General features: G+C 61.9%; 21 protein-coding genes and 1 pseudogene. 9 read left to right on the top strand and 13 right to left on the bottom strand.

The genetic code is table 11. The features are described 5' to 3' along the window. Positions 1 to 136 precede the first annotated feature (136 nt). Positions 137 to 1,759: a sigma-54-dependent Fis family transcriptional regulator gene (locus BN1130_RS05100; RefSeq protein WP_042040709.1), complete on the bottom strand. Its 1,623-nt coding sequence runs from the start codon at positions 1,757 to 1,759 to the stop codon at positions 137 to 139. 265 nt (positions 1,760 to 2,024) lie between these two features. Here BN1130_RS05100 and exaC point away from each other — a divergent pair, with 265 nt between their 5' ends. Next, positions 2,025 to 3,542 carry an acetaldehyde dehydrogenase ExaC gene (exaC, locus tag BN1130_RS05105; RefSeq protein ID WP_042040710.1) on the top strand — a complete coding sequence of 506 codons (1,518 nt, stop codon included), beginning with the start codon at positions 2,025 to 2,027 and terminating at the stop codon, positions 3,540 to 3,542. A 95-nt stretch (positions 3,543 to 3,637) separates the two neighbouring features. Here the strand turns inward: exaC and BN1130_RS05110 are convergent, their stop codons facing one another. Further along, on the bottom strand, positions 3,638 to 4,414 hold the full coding sequence (locus tag BN1130_RS05110) for an AraC family transcriptional regulator (protein WP_042040711.1): 777 nt from the start codon (positions 4,412 to 4,414) through the stop codon (positions 3,638 to 3,640). Between the two features lie 113 nt (positions 4,415 to 4,527). On the opposite strand from BN1130_RS05110, the gene BN1130_RS05115 reads away from it, so the two are divergent. Next, entirely contained in the window at positions 4,528 to 5,427 is a 900-nt protein-coding gene (locus BN1130_RS05115; RefSeq protein WP_042040712.1) for a DMT family transporter, read from the top strand. A gap of 68 nt (positions 5,428 to 5,495) precedes the next feature. Here BN1130_RS05115 and BN1130_RS23105 read toward each other — a convergent pair. Further along, positions 5,496 to 5,656 (bottom strand): annotated as a pseudogene (locus BN1130_RS23105) (response regulator); the annotation flags it as partial. A 373-nt stretch (positions 5,657 to 6,029) separates the two neighbouring features. On the opposite strand from BN1130_RS23105, the gene slyA reads away from it, so the two are divergent. The 4 genes from slyA to BN1130_RS05135 all read left to right on the top strand — a co-directional run bounded on the left by slyA (position 6,030) and on the right by BN1130_RS05135 (position 9,223). Further along, the gene (slyA, locus tag BN1130_RS05120; RefSeq protein WP_042040713.1) at positions 6,030 to 6,503 is read left to right on the top strand and encodes a transcriptional regulator SlyA; all 474 of its coding nucleotides are present in this window, start codon (positions 6,030 to 6,032) and stop codon (positions 6,501 to 6,503) included. A 1-nt stretch (position 6,504) separates the two neighbouring features. Further along, positions 6,505 to 7,560, top strand: a complete 1,056-nt coding sequence (locus BN1130_RS05125; protein WP_042040714.1) for an HlyD family secretion protein — start codon at positions 6,505 to 6,507, stop codon at positions 7,558 to 7,560. A 10-nt stretch (positions 7,561 to 7,570) separates the two neighbouring features. Further along, positions 7,571 to 8,599 carry a DUF2955 domain-containing protein gene (locus BN1130_RS05130; RefSeq protein WP_042040715.1) on the top strand — a complete coding sequence of 343 codons (1,029 nt, stop codon included), beginning with the start codon at positions 7,571 to 7,573 and terminating at the stop codon, positions 8,597 to 8,599. Positions 8,600 to 8,866: 267 nt separating this feature from the next. Continuing rightward, positions 8,867 to 9,223 (top strand): MliC family protein, encoded by a 357-nt coding sequence (locus BN1130_RS05135; protein WP_042040716.1) that lies wholly within the window; start codon positions 8,867 to 8,869, stop codon positions 9,221 to 9,223. Between the two features lie 88 nt (positions 9,224 to 9,311). Here the strand turns inward: BN1130_RS05135 and BN1130_RS21535 are convergent, their stop codons facing one another. The 6 genes from BN1130_RS21535 to BN1130_RS05165 all read right to left on the bottom strand — a co-directional run bounded on the left by BN1130_RS21535 (position 9,312) and on the right by BN1130_RS05165 (position 19,694). Further along, positions 9,312 to 9,482, bottom strand: a complete 171-nt coding sequence (locus tag BN1130_RS21535) for a YqaE/Pmp3 family membrane protein (protein WP_005898342.1) — start codon at positions 9,480 to 9,482, stop codon at positions 9,312 to 9,314. A 103-nt stretch (positions 9,483 to 9,585) separates the two neighbouring features. Beyond that, positions 9,586 to 10,086 (bottom strand): anaerobic ribonucleoside-triphosphate reductase-activating protein, encoded by a 501-nt coding sequence (gene nrdG, locus BN1130_RS05145; protein ID WP_042040717.1) that lies wholly within the window; start codon positions 10,084 to 10,086, stop codon positions 9,586 to 9,588. Between the two features lie 128 nt (positions 10,087 to 10,214). Further along, a complete protein-coding gene (gene nrdD / locus BN1130_RS05150; protein ID WP_042040718.1) occupies positions 10,215 to 12,332 on the bottom strand; it encodes an anaerobic ribonucleoside-triphosphate reductase in 2,118 nt (705 codons plus the stop codon). Between the two features lie 584 nt (positions 12,333 to 12,916). Beyond that, positions 12,917 to 15,061, bottom strand: a complete 2,145-nt coding sequence (gene ligA / locus BN1130_RS05155) for an NAD-dependent DNA ligase LigA (RefSeq protein WP_084218138.1) — start codon at positions 15,059 to 15,061, stop codon at positions 12,917 to 12,919. A 100-nt stretch (positions 15,062 to 15,161) separates the two neighbouring features. Beyond that, positions 15,162 to 16,307 (bottom strand): cell division protein ZipA, encoded by a 1,146-nt coding sequence (gene zipA / locus BN1130_RS05160; RefSeq protein WP_042040719.1) that lies wholly within the window; start codon positions 16,305 to 16,307, stop codon positions 15,162 to 15,164. Positions 16,308 to 16,322: 15 nt separating this feature from the next. Continuing rightward, positions 16,323 to 19,694: an AAA family ATPase gene (locus BN1130_RS05165; RefSeq protein ID WP_042040720.1), complete on the bottom strand. Its 3,372-nt coding sequence runs from the start codon at positions 19,692 to 19,694 to the stop codon at positions 16,323 to 16,325. 107 nt (positions 19,695 to 19,801) lie between these two features. On the opposite strand from BN1130_RS05165, the gene cysZ reads away from it, so the two are divergent. Both cysZ and BN1130_RS05175 read left to right on the top strand, forming a co-directional pair. Further along, on the top strand, positions 19,802 to 20,566 hold the full coding sequence (gene cysZ / locus BN1130_RS05170) for a sulfate transporter CysZ (RefSeq protein WP_042040721.1): 765 nt from the start codon (positions 19,802 to 19,804) through the stop codon (positions 20,564 to 20,566). A 134-nt stretch (positions 20,567 to 20,700) separates the two neighbouring features. Beyond that, entirely contained in the window at positions 20,701 to 21,315 is a 615-nt protein-coding gene (locus BN1130_RS05175) for a trimeric intracellular cation channel family protein (RefSeq protein ID WP_042040722.1), read from the top strand. A gap of 76 nt (positions 21,316 to 21,391) precedes the next feature. Here the strand turns inward: BN1130_RS05175 and BN1130_RS05180 are convergent, their stop codons facing one another. The 4 genes from BN1130_RS05180 to BN1130_RS05195 form a co-directional block, all read right to left on the bottom strand. Beyond that, on the bottom strand, positions 21,392 to 21,643 hold the full coding sequence (locus BN1130_RS05180) for a lipoprotein (protein ID WP_042040723.1): 252 nt from the start codon (positions 21,641 to 21,643) through the stop codon (positions 21,392 to 21,394). A 75-nt stretch (positions 21,644 to 21,718) separates the two neighbouring features. Beyond that, positions 21,719 to 22,264 (bottom strand): peptidoglycan L,D-endopeptidase MepK, encoded by a 546-nt coding sequence (gene mepK, locus BN1130_RS05185; RefSeq protein WP_042040724.1) that lies wholly within the window; start codon positions 22,262 to 22,264, stop codon positions 21,719 to 21,721. A gap of 132 nt (positions 22,265 to 22,396) precedes the next feature. Continuing rightward, complete coding sequence (locus BN1130_RS05190; RefSeq protein WP_042040725.1) at positions 22,397 to 23,881, bottom strand: L,D-transpeptidase family protein; 1,485 nt, start codon at positions 23,879 to 23,881, stop codon at positions 22,397 to 22,399. 86 nt (positions 23,882 to 23,967) lie between these two features. Then, complete coding sequence (locus BN1130_RS05195; RefSeq protein WP_042040726.1) at positions 23,968 to 24,735, bottom strand: substrate-binding periplasmic protein; 768 nt, start codon at positions 24,733 to 24,735, stop codon at positions 23,968 to 23,970. A gap of 323 nt (positions 24,736 to 25,058) precedes the next feature. Here BN1130_RS05195 and BN1130_RS05200 point away from each other — a divergent pair, with 323 nt between their 5' ends. Continuing rightward, the gene (locus BN1130_RS05200; protein WP_042040727.1) at positions 25,059 to 25,610 is read left to right on the top strand and encodes a hypothetical protein; all 552 of its coding nucleotides are present in this window, start codon (positions 25,059 to 25,061) and stop codon (positions 25,608 to 25,610) included. Positions 25,611 to 25,631: the final 21 nt, after the last annotated feature.

Below are 25,631 nucleotides of genomic sequence, written 5' to 3' on the forward strand. Positions count from 1 at the left end.
AAATCAACTTGGTGAGCGGCACCCTGATCCAGATTAACTCTCTCCACAAATAGGTTAATAGCCCCCGATTCTGCCCGAAGCCTACTTCGCCATATAGCCAGATAAGTTGAGCCAGCTCACAAAATCAATACGTTAATTAATCGCGACTGCGCTCGAGGCGCCGGTATAGGGTTGTGCGGCTGATACCAAGCCGCCGCGCCGCCTCACTCACATTGCCGTCACACTCGGCCAGGGTGCTGGCGATTTGCCTGTGTCCCGCCTCACGCAGACTGCGAGGCGACGTCTCCTCCCCCCGCCCGTCTGGCAGCTGCAAATGCTCTGGCCGGATCCAGCCCAGCCCCTCGGCCAGCACGCAGGCTACCTCCAACGCCTGCTTGAGCTGACGGACATTGCCCGGCAGCGGATGCGCCAGCAGCCGCTGTTCGGCCTCCTCCGTCAGCTGCAATGCGGGATCCATCTCGACCAGCAAGCGGCTCAGCAATTGGCGCCTCTCCAGTTGCGGCCACTCCCGCCAGGGGACGAGCCGCTGACGCCAGCCGCACAGCCGGTAGTAGAGATCCTCACGAAAGGTACCGGCGTTGACCATGGCGCCAAGATCCCGGTGGCTGGCGCAGATCAACCAGAAATCCACCGGCTCGGGCCTGTGGCTGCCAAGGGGGGTCACGGCGCGCTCCTGCAATACCCGCAGCAAGCGGGTCTGGGCCAGCAATGGCAGCTCGCCAATTTCATCCAGCATCAGCATGCCGCCATGGGCGGCGCGCAGATAGCCCTGACTCCCCTGGTTGCGGGCGCCGCTAAAGGCCCCGCCCACATAGCCAAACAGTTCGGCCTCCACCAGGTCGGCGGGCAGGGCGCCGCAATTGACGCACACCAAAGGGGCGTCGGCCCGACTCGAGGCTTGATGCAGGCTCCTGGCCATGTGCTCCTTGCCACTGCCGGTTTCCCCCTCCAGCAGCAGCGTGATGCCGCGCTCCAGCATCTTGAGGGGTACATTTGGCTTGCCTTCCACGGGCGCCCGAGAGGGAAGGATCCGGCAGATCTGGCGCTCGCGCAGCAATTGACGACCATCGAAAGCATGCAGGCCCAGCCAGAGTCGACCGGCCCGGTTGGCACCGAGCAGCTCCCCCTCCTCACCCAGCAGCAGCCGCGGTGACCAGAGCGTCTGGGGATCGAGATCCACCAGCCGGCCGGGACGACGGGCCAACAGGGCATTCTCCAGGGTCATGGCGAGCAGTCGCACCGTGCCCAGCATGTCGCCACCGTGATGCCGGGCATCCGAGGAGATATCCAGTACACCGAGCAGGCTGCCGTCCGGCGCCAGCAGCGGGCAGGCACTGCAACTGAGGAAGCTGTGCTGGGCGAAGAAGTGCTGACTGCCAAGCACCTGCACTTCACTCCCCTCGGCCAGGGCTGTGCCGATGGCATTGGTGCCCTTGCTGCCCTCTCCCCAGCGGGCACCGCTGCGCAAGAAGATGCGCTCCGCATGGCGGGCAAAGCTGTCATCGCCGCTGGCGGCGAGTATGGCCCCCTCGCCATCGCAGAGCAGCAACCGGCAGGGTCTTCCTGCCAGCAGCTGGATAAACAGGGGCAGCACGAACTGCTCGAAGCAGAGCACCAGCTCCCGGCTCCCCTCCAACCGGGCCGACAGCTCCCCCTGGGGCAACAAATCCAGCTCGGCGCTCTGTTGACGACTGAGCCCCTGATGCAGGCAACGCTGCCAGGAGCGGTGAATGGGGTCGGACACGGGTAGTTCGCGCATGATGCCTCCTGTTCAAAATCGTGACAGTCGCGACAACCTGTGTCCCGTTTTGGAACAGCAGGCGTCGGCTCGCCAGGATCACTGGTTAAACAAGATACGCCGCCAACCGAGATTTGATAACGTTTTTGTAACTTTTGATGGTGTGGCCTGACCCTTGGCACGGCCCTTGCGATGTCGTGAATGACCACTATGCAGGCAAGCACAGACTATCCCCGGCGCTGACCGGGCAACAACAGGTCACACACACAAGCACAAGGAAGATGCCATGATCTATACCGCACCCGGCCAGGCAGGCGCCCTGGTCAGCTTCAAATCCCGCTATGACAACTTTATCGGGGGCGACTGGGTTGCCCCCCGTGGCGGCCGTTACTTTGAAAACATCTCGCCGGTCGATGGCCGTGTGTTCTGCGAGGTGGCCCGCTCCGATGCCGCCGACATCGAGCTGGCGCTAGATGCCGCCCACAAGGCCTTTGCCAGCTGGAGCAAGACCAGCGTCACCGAGCGCAGCAACCTGCTGCTGCGCATCGCCGATCGCATCGAACAGAATATCGAGGTGCTGGCCATCGCCGAGACCTGGGAAAACGGCAAGGCGGTGCGTGAGACCTTGGCCGCCGACCTGCCGCTGGTGGTGGATCACTTCCGCTACTTCGCCGGCTGCATCCGTGCCCAGGAGGGCTCGGCCGCCGAACTGGATCAACACACCGCCAGTTATCACTTCAAGGAGCCCATCGGCGTGGTCGGCCAGATCATCCCCTGGAATTTCCCGCTGCTGATGGCGGCCTGGAAGCTGGCGCCCGTGCTCGCGGCGGGTTGTTGCAGCATACTCAAGCCCGCCGAGCAGACCCCGGTCACCATCATGCTGCTGATGGATCTCATCAAGGACATACTGCCCCCCGGCGTGGTCAACGTGGTCAACGGCTTCGGCGCCGAGGCGGGCCAGGCGCTGGCCACCAGCTCGCGCATCCAGAAGCTCGCCTTCACCGGCTCCACCGAGATTGGTACCCACATACTGCGCTGTGCCGCCGACAAGCTGATCCCCTCCACCGTCGAACTGGGCGGCAAGTCCCCCAACATCTATTTTGCCGACGTGATGGACTATGAGAGTCAATACATCGACAAGGCGGTGGAAGGCATGTTGATGACCTTCTTCAACCAGGGCGAGGTGTGCACCTGCCCCTCCCGCGCCCTGGTGCACGAGAAGATCTATGACGACTTCATGGAGAGGGTGCTGGTGCGCGCCCGGGCCATCGTGCAGGGCAACCCCCTCGACACCAATACTCAGGTGGGGGCCCAGGTCTCCCGCGAGCAATACGACAAGATCCTGAGCTACATGGCCGTCGGCCGGGCCGAAGGCGCCAACATGCTGATCGGCGGCAATGCCGCCAGGGTGAGCGGGCTGGAGGGCGGGTTCTATATCGAACCCACCATCTTCCACGGTCAGAACAAGATGCGGGTCTTCCAGGAGGAGATCTTCGGCCCGGCCCTCGGCGTGACCACCTTCAAGAACGAGGCAGAAGCCCTGGCCATTGCCAACGACACTCAATATGGGCTGGGAGCGGGCCTGTGGACCCGGGACAGCAACCTGGCCTGGCGCATGGGCCGCGGCATCCAGGCCGGTCGGGTCTGGGTCAACTGCTATCACGCCTACCCGGCTCACGCGGCCTTTGGCGGTTACAAGAAGTCCGGGATCGGCCGCGAGACTCACAAGATGATGCTGGATCACTACCAGAACACCAAGAATCTGCTGGTGAGCTACGACATCAATCCCCTCGGCTTCTTCTAACCCGAGCCGGAATGAATATCGACGCAGAGGGCGCCCGCGGGCGCCCTCTCTTTATATCCGGGGATCCCCCTGGCAGGCTTTGCCAGACGGCCTGTTCAGCTCCCGGGCAGGGCCAGCTGCTGGCGATAACGTTGGGGCGAGCAACCCAGCTCGCGATTGAACATGGCGATAAAGGCCGAGGTCGAGCCATAACCGAGCCGCCAGCCAATCTCCTGAATGGGCAACTCCCCCTTGAGCCAGGCCAGCGCCTTGAGTAGCCGCAGCCGCGCCCGCCATTGGCCAAAATTCATGCCCAGCTCGCGCACGCAGCGCCGGGCCAGGGTGCGTTCGGTGCTGTGCAACTGCCCGGCCCACTGCGCCAAGGTGCGGGGATCGGCAGGATCACTGTGCAGAGCAGCCAGCATGGGGGCCAGCAGCTTGTCCTGGCTCATGGGCAGGTAACTGTCCTGGCGACGGGTATGGGTCAGCTTCTCCACCAGCAGCTCGGCCTGACGCACATCCCAGTCATCTCCCATGTGGCCGATGCGGCGATCGCAAAAGTCCGCCAGCAGCGCCTTGAGCAGCGGGGTCAGCTCCAGCAATCTCGGCTCGTCGGGCAGGCGCCGGGCCAGGGTGTCGCTGACATAGATGGAGGTGTAGTCGAGGGCCTGCTGGTTGTAGGAGGCGTGCTCCAGCCCGGCAGGCACCCAGATGAGGTAATCCGCCGGGGCCACCAGCCGCTGTTCGCCTACCACAATCTCCATCACCCCCAGGCTTATCAGGCTGAGCTGCCCCCAGGGGTGGCTGTGGGCGAGACAGGCATTGCCCGCCTGGATCTGGCTATAGCGAAAATAGAGCGGATTGGGGGGCGCCAGGGCGCGGTCCAGCGCCATGTAGGGGATCGACGGCACGGCTTGTCCTTTTCGAGGGATGAACTGTCAGTTTTACGTTACTTGTGATGATAAAGACAAGAGTAGACTGGCGCCATTATCATGAGGAGTCTGTCATGCCCCTGTTTTCCCCCCTGCTGTTCCCAGTCATGGCTGTCTTGATCTGGGCCACCAATACCGTGGTCTCCAAGGCCGCAGCCACCCTGGTCGATCCCGCCGCCATCTCCTTCTATCGCTGGCTGATCGCCGCCCTGGTGCTGACCCCCTTCTGCCTGCCGCAACTGTGGCGCCGTCGCCATGAAATACGCCCCTGGCTCGGCAAGCTGCTGGTGCTGGCGGCCCTTGGCATGGTGCTCTACCAGTGCCTTGCCTATTACGCCGCCCACACCACCTCGGCCACCAATATGGGGGTCATTGGCTCCCTGATCCCCATGCTGACCCTGCTGTTAGGGACACTGCTGTTTCGCCAGCGCCCCGGGCGCCAGGCCTTCATCGGCATGAGCCTCTCCCTGCTGGGCGTACTCTGGCTGCTCGGTCAGGGGGATCCCCTGAGCCTGCTGCGCCAGGGGATCAATCCCGGGGATGCCATGATGCTGCTCGGTTCGGCCAGCTATGCCCTCTACGGCCTGCTGATCCGTCGTTGGCAGTTGCCGTTCGGCCCCTGGCTCAACCTCTACCTGCAGGTGCTGCTGGCGGTGGTATTGCTTGTTCCGGTCGCCGCCAGCGCCGATACCCTGGCCGTCTCCGTCCAGGCCTGGCCGCTGGTGATCTTCGCCGGTGTTGCCTCCTCCCTGCTGGCGGCCTACTGCTGGATGCGCGGCCTGGCAAGCATGGGCGCGGAGCGCACCTCGGTGTTCATGAACCTGATGCCCTTGTGCACGGCGCTGATCGCCGTGATCACCCTGGGAGAGCCCATTCACGGCTATCACCTGCTCGGTGGCGGCCTGATCCTGGGCGGCGTCATGCTCTCCCAGTGCAAGCCCAGGGTACGCCCTGCCCTTGTGAAAGAGGCATAAGCCGGCGAGACAAACCGCAGCAGCACAAAGCAAGAAGGGAGCCGAGGCTCCCTTCTTGCATATCCACGCTAACACCCGCCAGCTCGGTTGCCCCGGCGCCAGTGCGTAACGCCGCTCCGGCCGGCCACGCTGGTCGTACCTCGCCCCTGAAGCCAGACTCCAGATAACGGCGCGCCGTGGTGCGGCTCAAGGAGAGACGCAGCGCCACCGTATCGGTGCAGAAGGAGGTTGTACTCAAACAGCGGCCGACCATGCCGAGCGGCAGGGAGCCGTTCCAGCCGGCGTAGAGGACGCAGGTGGCGAGCCCGAGGAAGATCATCATCGGCATGCCGGCGATGGGTGGATTGCCCCAGGGGGCGGCTTTCGGGGTAGAGAAGCTGTTCATTGTTATGCGCCAGCATGTGGTGTGGCGCCACACTAGGTATCCCTTTCTGCGCTGTCGGTTTTCGGGCCTGCAAAGCCATATAAAAACATTGAAACCTTCAGCACCATTGCCCTCCCCGCCCCCCTGCCCCCGAAACTGAATGTGAGCTGAATCACGCTTTACTTAGCCTGCGAAATAAATATAATGCTTAGCAGGCTAAGTATATGAGGTGTCTGCCATGAAAAAGGATCTTGAGATGTTGCGCGAGCTCTCCCTCGCCGAACAGCTGGGGCGACTGCACCGGCTGTGGCGCACCGTGGCCGATATCGAGCTGGCCCCCTTGGGTTTGACCCATCCGCGCTGGACCGCGCTCTGGAAGCTGAGCCGCCTCGGCGGCCACCTTAGCCAGAAGACCCTGGCCGAGGCGCTGGAGATAGAGCTGCCCTCCCTGATGCGCACCCTGGGTCAGCTGGAAGAGCTGGCGCTGATCGAGCGCCACTGCTGCAGCCAGGACAAGCGCGCCCGCATCGTCACCCTGACCCCGGCTGGCAAGGCGCTGCTCGACAAGATCGAGGATCGCATCATGGAGGTCCGCCGGGATCTGCTGGCGGGCATCAGCCAGCAGGAGCTGGCCCAGTTTGAAGAGATAGTGCACCGCATCTCCGCCAATGCCCTCGGCAAGATCGGTGCCCAGCATGAAGAGAGAGAATAAGATGACCCCGGATCAACAATTCAAACGCTGGATCAAGTGGGCCATGGCCTGCTTCATCCTGGTGTTCGGCTACTTCCTGCTGGCCGACATCAAGATGCCCCTCACCCCCCAGGCCATGGCCACCCGGGTCGTCACCAAGATGGCGCCCCAGGTCAGCGGCAAGGTGGTCGAGGTCGCGGTGGTGAACAACCAGCACGTCAAACAGGGGGATCTGCTGTTCATGCTGGATCCAGCCCCCTTCGAGCTCGCGGTCGAGCAGGCCAGACTCGCCCTGGATCAGGCCGAGCAACAGAATCGCCAGCTGGATGCGACCCTGAACGCCGCCGCCGCCGACTTCAGCTCGCTGCAGACCCAGACCGCCCAGAAACAGCGGGAGGCCGAGCGCATCGATACCCTCTATCGCCGCCACATGGTGTCCGAGCAGCAGAAAGATGACGCGGACAGCGCCGCCCGCACCGCCCGTGCCAACCTGCTGGCCAGCCAGGCCCGCATGGAGCAGGCTCGCGTCAACCGTGGCCTGGCCGGTGATGACAACCTGCTGCTGCGCCAGGCGCGCAACCGCCTCGCCCAGGCCGAGCTCAACCTCACCTACAGCCAGGTCCATGCGAGCCAGGATGGCATCATCACCAACCTGCAGCTCAAGCCCGGCAGCGTGGCCACGGCGGGCGCTCCCCTGCTGGCCCTGGTCTCGGAGCAGGTGGACGTGATCGCCGATTTTCGCGAGAAGAGCCTGCGTAACATCACCCCGCAGAGCCGTGCGCTGGTCGCCTTCGACGGCGAGCCAGGCCGCCTCTATCCGGCCCGGGTCGCCAGCCTGGACGCCGGGGTCAGCGCCGGCCAGTTCGACGCCAACGGCCTCTTGGCCAATCCCATCGAGTCCGATCGCTGGGTGCGGGATGCCCAGCGGCTGCGCCTGCACCTGACCCTGGATCAGTTGCCCGCCCATCTGCCGGCCGGGGCCCGCGCCACTGTCCAGCTGCTGCCGGACAACGCCCTGAGCGCGCTCTTTGCCCGCGGCCAGATCCGCCTGCTCAGCCTGCTGCACTACATCTACTGAGATGACGACCATGAACCTGTGGCACAGACCCCTCACCGCCAACGAGCTGCGACAATGCCTGCGCATCGCCTTCGGCTGCACCCTGGGGTTTGTACTGTGCAAGATCTTCGGCTGGAGCAACGGGGTCTTTTTCACCGTCACCCCTGTGCTGCTGCTCGGCATGATCCCGGTGATGAACGGCCACGCCGCCCGCCAGCTCATCGTCTCAGCCGCCATGTGCGGGCTGGAGGTCGGCCTGCTGGGCGGCCTGTTCGGCGGTCATCCAGGGCTGATGACCCCCTTGGTCTTTTTGCTGTTCCTCTACCGCTTCGCCGCCATGTCCCGGGGCAGCCTGTTCCTGTTTGGCGCCAACGGCGTGCTCAGCCTCAGCATCATGCTGCACTTTGCCAGCTACCCCGGAACCGATCTGAACGATCTCATCTTCAGCAACCTCTGGGCCAGCGTCCTGTCGGTGCTCATCGCCTACCTGATGACGGCCCTGATCCCGGATGTGGAGGCGCGGCCCGCCCCCACCCCCTCTCCCAAGGCGCCGCACCGGATGCGTCACGAGGCCCTGCTCGGTGCCAGCATCGCCACCCTCTCATTTTTGGTGTTCCAGCTGTTCGATCTGCGCGACTCCATGTCCGCCCAGGCGACCACACTGCTGGTGCTCTTCCCCATGCACTGGGACGGGGCCCTGAGCTATGCCCGCAAGCGCGCCATGGGCACCCTGCTGGGGGTGAGTTTCGGCATCCTGAGCCAGTTGGTGCTCTATGACTGGTCTGGTTTGCTGCTGCTGGTCACCCCCCTGCTCTGGCTCGGGGCCATGCTGTTCAGCCATGCCCATGTGAAGGAGGCGAGCGGCTCCGGGGTCGGCTTCGGTGCCCTCACCACCCTCGGCATCCTGTTTGGCCAGTACCTGACCCCGGGCAACGATCTGGTGTTCAGCGCCCTGTACCGGGTGAGCAGCATCCTGTTTGCCATCGTCGCCACCCTGCTGGCCTGCTACCTGATCCACCGTCTGCTCAACCGTTTCGAGGCGACCCGTTTCGGTTACTGATACGACTACTGTAATGAGCCCATGGATGAGCTTTGTTTGCCCCGACCTGGTGTCGGGGCTTTTTTTTGGGAAATATGTTCACCAGAGGTGATGAATAGAGCCCGCTGATGGAACCGTATCGGCGCAAAATGTCGCAACCGGGTCCCATATCTCACGGCACGACCGACCCGGGCCCCTTAATCCTTGCCTGAATGCCCTGCTCTGTTAGGCTTTATGGTCAGGCTATGGGTTCAGTCGAACCCGTACCTCACTGATGGAGTCTTCATTGTGATATTTCTGCGCTTTTCTCTGCCGGGTGCCCTGCTGCTCGGTCTCGCTGGCTGTGCCCCGGCACCCCATACCCTCACAGTCACAGGAGGCGAGCCGATCGCCTATCAGTGTGCCAACGATCAGAAGGTCCAGGTGAGCTACTTCGGCCTCTCCGATGACAGCCTCAACTTCGTCAAGCTGGCCTTGCCAAACGGCAAGGATTACACCCTGCCCCAGGTCGTCTCGGCCTCGGGTGTCCGCTACACCGATGACCATGAGGTTGTCTGGTGGAACAAAGGCAAGGAAGGCTTCGTCGAACAGCGGGCCGAAGATGGCAAGTGGCAGAGCCTCTACGCCGAGTGCAAACAACAGTAACCAGTGGCATAGCCCCTACTGCTGCGAACAAAAAATGCTAACAAAAAGGCCAACCCGCAGGTTGGCCTTTTTGTTCACAAAATGCGGGTCAGGCACGCTTGTCGCTGACCACCAACCAGAGAGCATGCACCATGCCTGGCAGACCGCCGAGCAGGGTCAACACTATGTTGATCAGAAAATGCAGGCTAAAGCCCACCTGGATAAAGGCACAGACCGGGGGTAAAAAGATGGCAAGCAAGATTTTGAGCACGTTGTTCATCACATTCTCCTGTGAGTTTGATGCCTAACAGTAAGCCCACAGCCAGCAATTGGCAAAGGCTAAGTCGGGGCCAAATGACAGCAGCCCCAGCCCCGCATCCCCATCAGAGCAGATTGCGCAGTGGCGCAGAGCGGATCAGCGCCGCGATCTGATGCACCTGCTGATTGCTGCTACCCCGCCACAGCAAACCAGGATCGGCCAGGGTCTGCTCGAAGCGACCATCCACCAGTACGTCCAGCAGGGCCGCCAGCTGCCACTGCGCCTCATCAAGCTCCTCGAGCCGATAACCGGTCCAGCACCAGATGTCCTTACCCGGACACTCGGCGCGCACTCGCCTCACCAGTGCCAGCACCTGGGGCACATTGGCGGGATGGAGCGGATCCCCCCCCGAGAGCGTCAGGCCACGCCGCTTGATCCGGCCATCATTGAGATCCGCGATGATGCGATCGCTCATGGCCGAATCGAACGCTTTGCCGCCATCGAGGCGCCAGGTGCTCTGGTTGTAGCAGCCCGGGCACTGGTGCTCGCAGCCGGAGACGAACAGGCTGGCCCGGGTACCGGGGCCATTGACCACATCGACAGGGTAATACTTGTGGTAATGCATCTCGCCCTCTTCTCGTTTCCAATACCGGCAGCTGCGGCCCTTGCATCATCGATGCTTACCGCAATCGACAAGGGTTCAAAAAGAGCCCTTTCATTTCCATCAGCAGCCAGCAGGCCCGTCAGCCTCGATCACAGGTGTTTGACCCGGCGTTTCACCTCTTCCTGCTTGCCCGCGTTGAAGGGGCGCGCATCCGGGCTGCCGAGGTAGCCGCATACCCGCCGGGTCACCGACACCTTGGCCGGATCGTGGTTGCCGCAGCGCGGGCAGGTGAAGCCCTTGGAGGTGCACTCGAACTCACCGGTGAAGTTGCACTCGTAGCACTCGTCGATGGGAGTGTTGGTGCCGTAGTAGGGCACCCTGTCATAGCTGTAATCCCAGACGTTTTCGAGCGCCTCCAGATTGTGCTGCAAGTTGGGATACTCGCCGTAGCAGATGAAGCCACCGCTGGCGATGGGCGGATAGGGCGCCTCGAAATCCAGCTTGTCATAGGGGTTCACCTGCTTCTCCACATCGAGGTGGAAGCTGTTGGTGTAGTAACCCTTGTCGGTCACCCCGGGAACCAGGCCGAACTCCTTGGCATCCATGCGGCAAAAACGCGAACAGAGGTTCTCGCTCGGAGTGGAGTAAAGGCTGAAGCCATAACCGGTCTGCTCCTTCCACTGCTCGGTCGCGGCCTTGAGGCGGGCGATGATGGCGATGGCCTTCTGTTGCAACTGGGCACTGTCAAACAGGTGACGGTCGGTGCCAAACAGGGCGTTGATGGTCTCGTGCACCCCGATGTAACCCAGCGAGATGGAGGCGCGGCCATGTTTGAAGATCTCGCTGACGTTGTCGTCGGCCTTGAGGCGCACCCCGCAGGCTCCCTCCATGTAGAGGATGGGAGCGACCCGCGCCTTGACTCCCTCCAAGCGCTCGATGCGATACATCAGGGCTTCTCTTGCCACCTCGAGCGCCTCATCGAGCCGTGACCAGAAATCCCTCTCATCCCGGGACTTGAGCGCGATGCGCGGCAGATTGAGGCTCACCACCCCGATGTTGTTGCGCCCCTCGTGGATGAGCTCGCCATTCTCCTCATAAGCACCGAGGAAGGAGCGACAGCCCATGGGGGTCTTGAAGGAGCCGGTCACTTTCACTACCTGGTCGTAATTGAGGATATCCGGGTACATCCGCTTGGTGGCGCACTCCAGGGCCAGCTGCTTGATGTCGTAGTTGGGATCCCCGGGCTTGTGGTTGAGGCCATCCTTGATGGCGAACACCAGTTTCGGGAACACCGCCGTCTTCCTGTTCTTGCCCAGACCCGCGATGCGGTTGCTGAGGATGGCGCGCTGGATCAGGCGCGACTGCCAGCTGTCGCCGAGGCCGAAGCCGAAGGTGACGAAGGGGGTCTGACCGTTGGCGGTGTGCAGGGTGTTGACCTCGTACTCCAGGGACTGGAAGGCATCGAAGCACTCCTTCTCGGTGCGCGCCATGGCATAGGCCTCGGCATCCGCGATGCCCCACTCCTCGGCCACTTCCCGGTGTTTCTGCCAGCTGATGGTCACATAGGGGGCCAGCACCTCGTCGATGCGGTTGATGGTGGTGCCGCCATAGATGTGGCTCGCTACCTGGGCGATGATCTGGGCCGTGACGGCGGTCGCCGTGCTGATGGATTTGGGGGTATCAATCTCGGCGTTGCCCATCTTGAAGCCGTGGGTCAGCATGCCCTTGAGATCGATCAGCATGCAGTTGAACATGGGGAAGAAGGGGGAGTAATCGAGGTCGTGGAAGTGCAGATCGCCACGCTCATGGGCCTGTACCACGGCCTTGGGCAACATGTGAGTGATGGCGTAGTGCTTGGCGACGATACCGGCCAGCAGATCCCGCTGGGTCGGGATCACCTTGGCATCCTTGTTGGCATTCTCGTTGAGCAGCGCCGCATTGGTCTGCTCCACCAGGCCACGGATCTCCTGGGCCAGACGGCCACGAGCCTCGCGGGCCTGATCCCTGTCGTGACGGTATTCGATGTAGGCACGGGCGATGGTCTTGTCGTCGGAGGCCATCAGGTGGTTCTCGACCCGGTTCTGGATCTCGTGAATATCGACCTCGGCACGGCCCTCAAGCTCACTCGCCACGGCCATGGCGACGCTATTGGCCAACCCCAGATCCCCCTGACCGACCGCCTGGGCCGCTCGCCCGACGGCGGCCGCAATCAGTTCAACATCAAAAGGTGCATGGCATCCATCACGTTTGATCACAACCGGTTTCATTTCTCATCCCCGCAAAATGGCCGCACTTCGTCGACCCGATAAGCGCTCCCGGCCTGCCCCGGCTCGCCAGGGCGAGACGAGACCAGCCGGGTCTTGAGCCCCTGGCTGGCATCTGGGAGTGCTGAGGTTATCCACAGCTTACAAACACAACATATGGGATATTTATCTCTTTAATTCCCTATATGTGGTGGCCATTAGGCCCCAAAGCCGAAGGCGCTTTCTTGATCCAAGACAGGTTTTTCGCCAGCTGCTCAGTTAGGAAACAGCGTCAAAAGAGCACTTTTTACCCCTAGGCCAGAGCCACTCTGGCCTAGGGGCGGATCCCTGATTTGCAAATATGTGTGGTCCTTGCTGCCGACCAGGGCCGCCTCTGTCCAGCGGTCAGCCGGGCAACCCAGCAGAGCCGGTCAGGGAGACCATGCACCGGCAGCGATGATCTGTTGCAAGAGATGAGAAGAGGGATGGGAGCGTTCGAGCAGGCCGTGGGCAACCGCTCATCTGAACGGGTCGGCAGAGGGAATAACCCATGAAAAAACAGACCCGGTCAGGGCCGGGTCTGTAGCGTCTCAGGTCAGGGATCCGGCTCAGGGCTGGATAGCGGCTTGCAACTGCTCTTCGGTCCAGATGGTGATGCCGAGCTCCTGGGCCTTGATGAGCTTGGAGCCTGCCGCCTCACCGGCCACCAGCACGTCCGTCTTGGCCGACACCGAACCGGCCACCTTGGCGCCAAGGGCCTGCAGGGCCGCCTTGGCATCGTTGCGTGACAGGGTGGTGAGGGTGCCGGTCAGCACGAAGGTCTTGCCGGCGAAGGGTTGCTCGGCCGCCTCTTTTTGCTCAATCTCCGGCCAGTGGATACCGGCGGCCAGCAAGGCGTCGAGCACCTCGATGTTATGGGGCTGGCGCAGGAAGTAGTAGACATGTTTGGCCACCACCTCCCCCACATCCGGCACCGCGAGCAACTGCTCGACGCTGGCGGCGCGCAGGGCATCCAGAGTCAGGAAATGATTGGCCAGGTTCAGGGCCGTCGCCTCGCCCACTTCGCGAATGCCAAGGGCAAACAGGAAGCGCGGCAAGGTGGTGCTGCGCGCCGCATCGATGGCGGCCACCAGGTTGAGTGCGGATTTCGGCCCCATTCGCTCCAGCCCGGCGAGCTGGATGGCGGTGAGGCTGAACAGATCCGCCGGTGTCTTGACCAGACCCTTGTCCACCAACTGATCCACTATCTTGTCCCCCAGACCATCCACATCCATGGCACGGCGAGCGGCGAAGTGCTTGATGGCGGCGGCGCGCTGCGCCTCGCAGAACAGACCACCGGCGCAGCGGGCCACCGCCTCGCCCTCGTGTCGTTCCACCGCCGAGCCGCACACGGGGCAGGCGCTCGGGAACAGGATCTCCCGGGCATCCGCGGGGCGCTGGGCGGCCACCACGGCCACCACCTGGGGGATCACATCCCCGGCCCGGCGCACTATCACGGTATCGCCGATCATGACGCCGAGGCGCTCGATTTCGTCGGCATTGTGCAAGGTGGCGTTGGAGACGGTGACGCCGCCGACGAACACGGGTTTGAGCTTTGCCACCGGGGTGATGGCGCCGGTACGACCGACCTGGAACTCGACGTTTTCCAGCAGGGTCATCTCCTCCTGGGCCGGGAACTTGTGAGCCGTGGCCCAGCGCGGGGCGCGGGCCACGAAGCCGAGTTCTTGCTGAAGCGGAATGCTGTCGACCTTGTAGACGACCCCATCAATCTCATACTTCAGGGCGTCACGGCGCGCCAGAATGTCATCGTGGAACGCCTGGCAACCCGCCGCCCCCTCCATCATCCTGACCTCGGGACTCATGGGCAGGCCCCACTCCTTGAGACGGCACAGCCGCGCGAAGTGGGAGTCCCCCAGCAGCTCGCCGCCAATGCCGACCCCGTAGGCGTAGAAACTCAAGGGGCGACTCGCCGTGATCCGGGAATCGAGTTGACGCAGGCTGCCAGCGGCGGCATTGCGCGGGTTGACGAACACCTTCTCCCCCGCGGCCAGGGCTCGCTCGTTCATCGCCTCGAAACCAGCCTTGGGCATGAACACCTCACCGCGCACTTCCAGCCGGGCGGGCCAGCCTTCACCACGCAAGACGAGGGGGATCGCCTTGATGGTGCGCACGTTCTCGGTGATCTCCTCCCCCGTGCTGCCGTCCCCCCGGGTTGCCGCCTGCATCAGCTGACCCTCCACATAAAGCAGGCTCACCGCCAGGCCATCGAGCTTGGGCTCGCAGCAGAAGGTGAAACTCAGCTCACGTTTCAGGCGATCCCTCATGCGCTGCTCGAACGCCACCAGCTCTTCGCTGCTGAACACATTGTCCAGACTGAGCATGGGGATCTCGTGGCGCACCTGATTGAAGGCCGTCAGTGGCGCACCACCGACCCGCACACTGGGGGAGCGGGCAGTTTTCAGCTCGGGATGATCGCTTTCCAGCGCGATCAGCTCGCGCATCAGGCGATCATATTCGGCATCGGGTACGGTGGGGTTATCCAGCACATAGTACTGATGGCCGTACTCCGTAAGCAGTTCACACAGCTGGCTATGACGAAGCTCAGGATGAGCCAATTCAAGGGCAAGTAGCTCCTCCTTCAATCGATCATATTCGGCATCCGGTACTGTCGGTTTTTTCAACCCGTAGTACTGATGGCCATATTCGATAAGCAGTTCACACAGTTGACGGTGGCGGGTGAGGGATTCGCTCATGAAAAAATCTCGACTGTGGTGGAAATGATAAGTTAGGCGGACAAATAAAAATGCGGCACCCAGGTACCGCACTTTTTATTCACTCGACAGCGCCGGTCGCTTAGTCGCGACTGGCCTCGAAGGCAGCCAATTCGCGGCGATACCTGTCGATGGTCTCATCGCTGAGCGGGCTGCGCTCCATGTCGGTCAGCATGGCATCCAGGTCACTGGCCAACTGATCGGCGGCTTGCAGCAGGTGCTCGAAGGCAAAGGCCACGTTGCTGCGCAGGGGCAGTTGCATGAACAAGGAGACCCCAGGGGTATTGAACTGCTCCATCCGGTACGGATTGAAGGTGCCCGGTTTGACCATGTTGATCATGGAGAACAGCACTTCCCCGTGGCCATCGAGCCCTTCGTGACGGTGGAAGATATCCATCTCGCCGAACTTGAATGCCAGGGATTGCAGGGAGGCCAACAAGGCAGCTCCTTGCAGCGCCTGACCGGGGCGAGCCATCAGGTTGATGACATAGACATCCTGCCAAATCTTTTCGACGGGAGCGCGATCGGGCTCCGGCTCGTCATACACAGGGGCATAAACCGGGGCCTGCACGGGGGCAGCACGCTCGACCCTGGGCTCGGCACGGGGTTGCACTCTCGCCTCCGCCCTGGGTGCAAACTGGGGCTCGTCAAACTGCGGCTCGGCATGCACTGGCGCCTGACGGGGTTCGGCGCGCGCGGTTTGTTCACCGAAGCTGAGGCCGCTGGTGTAGGCAGGCTCGGGCTGAGGCTCGTCGTCAAACGGCTGCAACGCGGGTTCGTGCTGGGGGCGAGAGCGATAGACTGGGGTGCGGCGATTCACCTGAGCGGGCTTGCGCACCGGCTCGGCGGCAACCGGCTCCTCGTAGATCTCCTCCTCCTCGTCCTCATAGACAGGGGCTGGGGCGACGGGACGGGCAACCGGTTTGCGCGGGGCTGGCGGCGGCAGTTCGTCTTCATCCTCATCATCGAGGTAGTCGTGGACAGGTGCAGCCTCAGGCTGCAGCTTGGGCTCGGCACGGCGGCCAGCACTGACCACGCGCACCTGGCCGATGCCGTCGCTATCGAAGGCATCGCTGTCACGACCCCGTGCTTTGGTGTCCATCCGGTTCAAGGGTTTCTCCTTGATCGGGGACTGACGATTCTTCCTGTTGCTCCACAACCCGTGAATGAGCAATGCCGCTATGGCAATCCCGCCCAAGGCGACCAAGATGTAACGCAATTCCTGCATTAGCTGCTTCTCTTTCTAGTTTTGCTCAGCCAAAGCGACGGCTTCACCGATGTCGACCGAGACAATGCGCGAGACACCAGGCTCTTGCATCGTTACGCCGATCAGTTGTTCAGCCATCTCCATGGAGACCTTGTTATGACTGATGTAAACGAACTGTACTGTGCTCGACATCTCTTTGACAAGAGAACAGAAGCGACCGACGTTCACTTCATCGAGCGGTGCATCCACCTCATCCAGCAAACAGAAAGGCGCTGGATTGAGTCTGAAGATGGCAAAAACCAGCGCAAGTGCGGTCAAGGCCTTCTCCCCCCCGGAAAGCAGGGCAATGGTAGCATTCTTCTTACCCGGAGGTCTTGCCATGATACTCACCCCGGCCTCTAAAAGATCGTCGGAGGTGAGCTCCAGCCAGGCGCTCCCGCCCCCAAACACCTTGGGGAACAGGGATTTTAAATCTTCATTGACCTTATCGAAAGTGTCACGGAAGCGTATTTGTGTCTCTTTATCAATTCTTTTAATGGCTTGGCCCAGGGTTTCCAAGGCTTGCTCGAGATCCTGGCACTGATTTTCCAGGTAGCTGGCCCGGGTTTGCGCCTCCTCGTATTCCGCCAGCGCCGCCAGGTTGATGGCGCCAAGCGCCTCCACCTGGCTCTCTAGGGTCTGGATCTCCTGGCGCAGGGCGGTGCGATTGGCGGCGATCAGCACCGCCTGATCGAGATCGATCAGCCGTACCCCCAACTCCTCGAACTGCTCATGCAGCCCCTGACGACGGGTCAGGTTGCGCTCACGCTCGAGGCGCAGCTGGGCCAGCTGCTCTTGCAGTGTCACCAGCACGTTGCGATCCGATGCCCGGGTCAGCTCCAGCTCGGCCAGCCCCTTATCAAGCTCGGCGATACGTTGATGGCAGGCCAGTTGCGCCGTCTCCAGGGTGCGCTGCTCATGGAGCAGGGGCGACAGATCCTGACCCGATGCGAGCTCAGGCGCCTTGAGCTGCGCCAGCTCCAACCCGAGCCGGGCCAGCTCTTGTTCTCGCAAGGCGATGATCTGATCCCGGTTCTGTTGCGCCAACTGCAAGCGCTGGCTGCTCGCCAGTTGCTGCTCGCGGCGCACCCGTGCCGCCTCCAGCTCTTGCTCGGCTCGCCGCCCCTGCTCCTGTGCCAGTTGCAGCGCCTCACGCTCAGCCTCTCCTTGCGCCAGATGTTCCTGCAACTGGGCATCAATCAGCTCACACTCCTGGGCAAGCGCCTCGCTGCGGCTGGACTCGGAGGCCTGCTCGGCGTCGAGGCGGCGCAGATCCTCACCCAGCTGGCCCAACCGCAACAACCGCTCCTGGCGCTGACCCTGTTGCTGACTCCAGGCCTCACGCTGCCGCTGCCATCTCAGCTCCTGCTCGCCGAGCGCCCGGCCATGTGCCTCATAGGACTCTTTTTGCTCTACCCATAGCCGATCGGCCTCTTGCAGGGCGCTGACTAACTGCTGCCGCTCGCCGTCGGCCTGGCTGCGTTCCTGACGCAACCGCTCACGCTCCCCTTGCAGGGCCAGGGGACCCAGGGCGCCATCCTGACCCAAATCGGCCCAGTTGCGCCCGAGCCAGTCGCCCGCGGGGGTGAGCACAGACTCCGCCGCCGCCAGCTGTGTCTGTTGTTGACGGGCCGCCGTCAAATCCGCCGCCAGCCAGATGCCATTGAGAAAAGCCGGGATATGCGGCCCCGTCACTTCGGCCCCGAGCGTGCCGGGCAGAGCGGGTTCCGCCGGGCCTATCCAGAGCCCTGCATGGCCCTCGGGGCAGATGTCGGCGGCGTTGGCCGTGATCCAGCGACCCAGCACCTTGTCCAGGGCCTGGGCCCAGACGGGCGACACTTGCAAACCATCGGCCAGTTTGTCGCCACCCAGTTGCGGGCCCAGGATCTGATCCAGGGTGGTGAGCCGGGCATCGAACTCGCGCAGCAGACTGGTCTGCTGATGCAGTCGTTCATTGAGCCCCTGATGATGAGCCGCGCCCCCACGGGCTAATTCGGCCAGCTCCCCGTTCTTGGCACACATCAGCTCGAGCTCGCGGCTCAGAGCCTCCAGTGCCGGTTGCAAGTCCGGCTGGCCGGCCAGGGGATCCCCTTGCTCCTCTTCGAGCTTGAGGCGAGCGAGCCGGGTCTTGGCCTGCAGCTCCTGCAGACCATGTTGCTGGGTGCGCGTCTGGTTGAGGTTTGATTGCAACTGAGCCAGCTGCTGCTGCCACTGTTGTTGCCGCGATCTCGCCCCTTCCAGAGCCTCGCTTGCCGCCACGCGTCGCCCTTGTTGATCCTCAAGCAACTGCTCACATTGCTCGAGGCGGGCCTCCTCCTGCTCGGCGGTCAGCGCCTGGCTGGCCTGCTCGGTCAAGAGTGCGGCCAACTGCCCCTTGAGCCCCTCGATGCGCTCGGTCAGCGCAATGCTGCGCGTCTGCCAGTCGCGGCCCAGCTCATCGTGATGGAGCTGTTGCTGCTCGAGGCGAGCGATGGCCTGCCCGCCGAGGAAGAGCTGCTGCTGGCGCGCCGTCTGCTCGGCCTGGGCCTCCTGACGTGCCACCGACAGGCGGATATGGTGACTGTCATCCTGACTGCGCTTGGCATCGAGGGCGGCAATAGCCAAGTCCACCTTGGCCAGCTCCTCCTTGGCCTGGGCCAAGCGAGTCTCCAGCGCCCACAGCTCGGAGCCAATCAACTCGGCACGGGCGGCACGGCTGCGCCCCTTGAGCTGGCTGTAACGTTCGGCGGTCTGAGCCTGGGTTCGTAAATGATCGAGCCGGGAGCCGAGCTCACTGCGAATGTCGCCGAGCCGCTCCAGGTTCTCCTGGGTGTGACGAATGCGCAGCTCCGTCTCCCGACGGCGCTCCTTGTAGCGAGAGACCCCCGCAGCCTCCTCCATGAACAGCTTGAGATCCGCCGGGCGCGACTCCACCAGGCGGCTGACGGTGCCCTGCTCTATGATGGCGTAGCTGCGCGGGCCCAGCCCCGTGCCGAGGAAGAGATCGGTGACATCCTTGCGCCGGCACTTCTGGCCATTGATTTCGTAATGGTTGCTGCCATCTCGCAGCACCTCGCGGCGCACCGAGATCTCGCTGAAACGGCCAAACTCGCCGGGCACGCGATTGTGGGGATTGTCGAATACCAGTTCGACCGAGGCGCGGCCATGGGCACTGCGATTGAGGGAGCCATTGAAGATGACGTCTGTCATGTTTTCGCCGCGCAGGTGGCGGGCCGAACTCTCCCCCAGCACCCAGCGCACCGCATCGATGACATTGGATTTGCCGCAACCGTTCGGACCCACTATGGCGGTCATGTCGGCACTGAGCACTATCTTGGTCGGCTCGACGAACGACTTGAAACCGGCGAGCTTGATCAATTTCAGACGCATGTAGGCCTATATCCGGGCTAAATAGTGGGGCGGCGGGTCGATGACTTTACCAAATCAATGGCTTGTTTGTAATATGCAGGCTGTTCCCTGTCATGGATGGAGCTCAGATGAGCCAATCACGCCCCTTAGTCAAAGACTCTATCAGCGGTGCAGACTACTTCCTGCGCGGTTTCTCACTGATCCGCCAACCGGGTATCCGCACCTTCGTGCTGATCCCGCTGCTGGTCAACTTCCTGCTGTTCTCCGGCGCCTTCTACGCCCTGTTGCTGCAACTCGATGGCCTGTTCGCCTGGCTGCACCAGCAGATCCCCTCCTGGCTATCCTGGCTCGACTACCTGCTCTGGCCCATCGCACTGCTGACCATACTGGTGGTCTTCTCCTTCCTGTTCAGCTCCCTGGCAAACTGGGTGGCGGCCCCCTTCAATGGCCTGCTGGCCGAGAAGGTGGAACAACACCTCACCGGCCAACCCAGCGCCGAAACCGGCATGCTCGACATAGTCCGGGATGTGCCTCGGATATTCGGGCGCGAATGGACCAAGCTGAAATACTATCTGCCCAAGGCGATTGGCTGCCTGATCCTGTTCCTGATCCCCGTGGTGGGCCAAACCCTGGCTCCCCTGATCTGGTTCCTGTTCAGTGCCTGGATGATGGCCATCCAGTATGTGGACTACCCGTTTGACAACCACAAGATCGACTTCGTCACCATGCGCGACGCCCTCAAACAGCGTCGGGGCAAGTGCCTGAGTTTCGGCGCCCTGGTGACCCTCTTCTCCGCCATTCCCGTGGTGAACCTGTTCGTGATGCCGGTGGCCATCTGTGGTGCCACCGCCATGTGGGTAGATCAGTACCGGGATGAGCAGATCAAAAAGTAACGAGATTGTTTCATAAGAAAAAGAGGGGGAAACAGCCCCCTTTCATTACTTAATCTAATGTGAATATGAGAGTACTTGTAGGGCCAATGCAGGCTTGTTAGGATGCGGGCCTTTCTCGAACCCGGGTATTTCTCATGTTACATGCACTCTTCTTGCTCGGCCTGGTCGCCGAAGGGATGACGGGCGCGCTGGCGGCGGGCCGGCGGCGAATGGACTTGTTTGGCGTCGTTATCATCGCGTCGGCGACGGCCATCGGCGGCGGTACCATCAGAGACGTGCTGCTGGGACACTATCCCCTGCTCTGGGTCGAGCATCCCCTCTACGTGGTGCTGGTCGCTGGCGCCGCCCTGGTCACTGTCATCTGCGCGCCCCTGATGCGCTACCTTGGCAAGCTGTTCATGGCCCTCGATGCCCTGGGCTTGGTGGTCTTCTCCATCTTCGGCGCATCCCGCGCCCTGGAGATGGGCCATGGCGCCGGCATTGCCTGCATCATGGCCGTGGTGACCGGGGTATTTGGCGGTGTGCTGCGCGATCTGCTGTGCCAGCGTATCCCGCTGGTGTTTCGCCGCGAGCTCTACGCCGGTGTCTCCCTCATCACAGCCGGGCTCTATTGCCTGGCGCTCGATCAGGGGCTGCCCAGTGATTGGGCGGCATTCGGCGCCATTGGTATTGGCTTCGTGCTGCGGCTGCTCGCGATACGCTTCAAGTGGGGACTGCCCACCTTCAACTACCAATATGCTTCCCACTAAGCGACACATGCCTGGCTGATCTGCTGAAAAGCGGGTAACAAAAAAGCGCCGTTTGGCGCTTTTTTGTTGAGGGAAGCTATTTGATCCCTTCGGAACTGAAGAAGGTCGCCTTGTCGGCAATAAAACGGATCTTGATGTTCTGTTGCTTGTCACCCCAGATGCAGCTGGTCGTGCCCAGGGCATCATCGCAACTGTCCGCCTTGCCGAGGATCGCACTCGCCTCGCTGTAGCTGATCCCCATCTTGAGCTTGTCGTAGTTATCACGGTTTATCTTGCCGCAACCTGTCAATACCAGGGCCACCATGGCACCTATCAGGATCTGCTTCATCTTTTTCTCCTCTGTATGAGGCACCAAGCCTAGCAGCTCCCCCTTGCCCCTGTCAGCCAATGAGACCGAATGGGTCTACCAACTGCGCACCGGCCCCGTATCCAGGTGAACAAAATTGTCGCTGGGGTAATAACCCACGCCACCCACCTTGAGCTGCAGCGCCGCTTTGCGCAAATGGGCAAGCTGCACCCCCTGCAGGCGCACATCGACCGCCTGGCCGAGTACATGGTAGCTGTGTTTCGCCACGCCCTTGCTGCGCCTGTGTTTGGCATTATTGGTGGCCGGGGAGCGGTAACCCGAGATAAGCTGGATTTCACCATGATGGCCGAGGCGCTGTTGCAGCAAATAGAGCTGATCAAACAGCTTGCGGTCTATGTTGAACACCTCATCGCGCCTGTAGTCACGCAGCAGATGATTGAGTTCGGCCAGGCCGTCCGGCAGATAGCGCCCCTTCTCCCAGTAACTGGCCTTGACCCGCTCGCCGGTGTTGAGGTTGAAAACACTCAAGTCGCGACTGTTGGTGCTGCGGCTCGCCTGGGCGGGAAAAGAGAGCAAACTGGCTCCCATCACACAACCAGCCCCCAGTAGCAGGCGGCGTCGGCTTATCTCTTTGTCGAGCATGTCGGCTCCGTCTGAATGTGAATAAAAGCAAGGCAACCGCTCGAACTTAACCGCCGCCTTCCTTTTCTGTCAAACCCTAATCCGCCAACAAAAAGCCCGGCCGAAGCCGGACTTATCAGACTGTGCTCGGGATCACAGGGCACGACTCTGATAGCTGACCCGATCAAATCCATAGATGTCGCTGCGCAGTTGCTGACGACCCTGCTCATCGAGCCAACTGCTCCAGTAGACGGTGAATACCGGCGTTGGCGTGCTGAGCGGCAGCCACTTGGTCTTGTCTTCTTTGAGCAGACTGGCCACCTTGTCGGGTTGATAGCGGGAGTCGGCGAGCAGCAATTCGGCCAGATCGTCTGCATGTTCGACCCGGATACAACCAGAGCTGAAGGCCCGCGCCCCCTGTTCAAACAGCCCCTTGCTCGGGGTTGAATGCAGATAGATGGCATCGTTGTTGGGCAGATAGAATTTGTAACGGCCCAGGGCATTGTGATCCCCCGGCTTTTGCCGCAGTCGATAAGGGAACCCCTCGGCCAGGGCCTGATGCCACTGCTCCTCGGTGAGGTGCTGCGGATTGCCGGCACTGTCGGTCACCTCGAACTGCTCGCGGGCCAAATAGCCCGGATCGCGACTCAGTTTGGGTAGTATGTCCTTGCTCAGGATGGATCTGGGCACATGCCAAGCCGGATTGAGCACCACGGAGCGGATCTCGCTGGCGAGGATCGGGGTCTCCCGCTCCTCCTTGCCGACGATGACCCGACTGGTAAAGACCTCACCGCCCCCCTGCACCACGCTCAGGCGATAGTCGGGAATATTGACCAGCACATAACGGCTGCCGACCAGATGATCCACCAGATCCCGGCGCCAGAGATTACGCAGCAGTAAACTGGCGCGTACCACAGGCCCGGTATTGAGCCAGGCCAGGGTGCGGCGGCCTATGATGCCGTCGGCAGTCAGACCATGACGACGCTGGAACAGCTTGATGGCCTCTTCAGTCTCGGCGTCATAGATTTCATCCTGATGGGCGGGGGCCACATCGCCAAGTTCATTGAGCATGGCGCGGATCTGGCCAAGCTCGGGGGATGGTTCGCCGCTGCGCAGAGTTGGCATGGCCAGGGTGGGCCAGGTGGTGGCCATGGGCAGCGCCAGCAGCTTGTGCACCTTGGCACGCACCGCCTCATATTCGGCGACCTGGGGGCGCAGATCCCGCACCTGATCGAGCAGATCGCCGCTCTCTGTCGCCGGCTCCGGCGACAAGGAGAGATCCAGCTTCTGGGTCTTCAGCTGCTCGCGAGAGACCAGATCCATGGCGCGCCACTGTTGCTGAAAACGGGCCAACTTGCTGAACGCCTCGTCATAGAGCGGCCCCCGCCCCTGCTCGGGCATCGCCTTGAGCCGCCGCCACACAGCTTGGAATTCAGGGTGCAACTGGGCCAACGCAGCCTCTTGCAACTGCAGCTCCAGCTCTTTTCTTGCCTGCTCTGATCTACTGTCCCTGTACCATTCATGGGTGCCGATCGCAGTACTCACCACCACGGGGGTCTCGCTGGCCTGTGCCTGCCCCAGCGGCAAACAGCCCAGCCACATCAGGTTTGCCAATGCCAGCCAATACTTCTTTCCCATGTGAACCTCAATTAGATCCGAACATTGCCATCCAAGTCACAGCGACCCTCTCACCGGCCCATGATGCGACAATAAGTACAAGCTGACTAGGGTGTCTGTGTGTAGCGTTGCCAAATCCGCGCATACTGGCCGGACTGGCGCAACTGTACCAAGGCAAGATTGACGCGCGTCACCAGCGTGGGAGAGACACTCTGCTTGCTGAACATGAAGAAGGTGGGCAGGCGAGCGGCAGGCTGCTCTGCCATCACCACCTGTTGCCCAAGTCCGGCATCCATGAGCCCCTGATGGGTCGCCAGCCTGTCCCCGAGAAAGCCATCGATGCGCCCCAGCAGCAGCTTATGATAATTCTGGCTCTCTCTGGGCACGGCACTCACCTGATGTGGGTGACGGGCAAGCAGGGCTATCAGCTCATCCCCATAGAAATAGCCCCGGGTCACCCCCAATCGCTGGCCCTGTCCCAGCCAGCTGGCAAGGCTGTTACCCTGCCCCGTGGCCCCGCCTCCCCTCACTAGCCAGAGCCCGGTTTCCCCGGGGTTATAGGCATCGGAGAAGAGCCCATAGGTGGCACGCTCTTCATTGATGAAGGCTTCCATGGCGATGTCTATTTCCCCAAGCTCCACCCCCTGCAGCACCCGCTTCCATGGTCGCTCGACATAGGTCAGCTGGCAGGGGATCTGTGCCATCACGGCTTCCAGCACTTCGATGGTAAAGCCCCGCATCTGACCACCATCATCACGGCTGTGATAGGGCGGCCACTCGTCGTAGCCGACCCGCAACGGGTGCGGGCAGGGGCTCGCCGCCCACAGGGCTGGCGAGAGCAAACAGGCAATCAAGGGGAGCAGCAAACGGGTCATGGGCAATCCTTGCACGCAGAGTCGCGCCATCATAAGGGGATAACCAGGCCAAGGCGACCATATGAGCCGAAATTTGGTGTCAATTGATGACGCACTGAATTATCCCTCGCCTTGACCTGAGCGGGCCATCCATTGCCGCGCCCTGTGTCTTGGCGAGGGAGTGTGCAAAATGACGTCACGGCATCGGGACCGGGCGGGGGTGGTGATGACGGATGACAGGGGTTAATATATGACCAAATATTTTTTTGTGATCCACTATGCTTTTTTTGCAATTGGATTAGCATATGCGCGAGTTAGCCTCCCCCTTGGGCGTAGAGAGTAATATGACATACAAAAAGTTCGGTTTTATCGCAGCCATCCTCGCCTTGAGCGGCTTCTATCTCTATACCCTCTACCTGGCTGCCCACCCCAATGTGAGCCTGGCCTATCGCCTCTATTATCTGGAAGGCAAGACCCGCTTCTGGGAGCACAACTCCAGCATGACGTACCGGGTAGGCAACGAGCTCAATCTGACCAAACCGAGCCGCTTCCTCTCCAGCGAAGGCTGGTCCAAGAAGCCGAGCGAGCAAGGCACCCAGCTAACTGGTCAGGGGGGTCTCTATTTCTTGCTGCCCAAGCAGGGTGAGTCGTCAGCCGATCAGAATGACCTCACTGTGCGAGCGCGCATCAACAGCCCAGAGGCCGGAGCCCTGCTCAAGGTCGCCATGGGTCATGACTTCGTCACCACCATCAAGCTGGCCAAGGCGGGTCTGAACGAAATCAACTTCCAGCTGCCCGGTGAGGCCCTGAGCCAGGATCCCAAACAGCTCAACTTCCTGGCCCTCTCGACGGCGACCCCGCTCAACGTCGAATCAGTACAACTGAGCACCGAATAACCGCCTCCTCTTTTCATGCCC

It is taken from the genome of Aeromonas rivuli, assembly GCF_000820045.1.
Classification (GTDB): Bacteria; Pseudomonadota; Gammaproteobacteria; order Enterobacterales; family Aeromonadaceae; genus Aeromonas; species Aeromonas rivuli.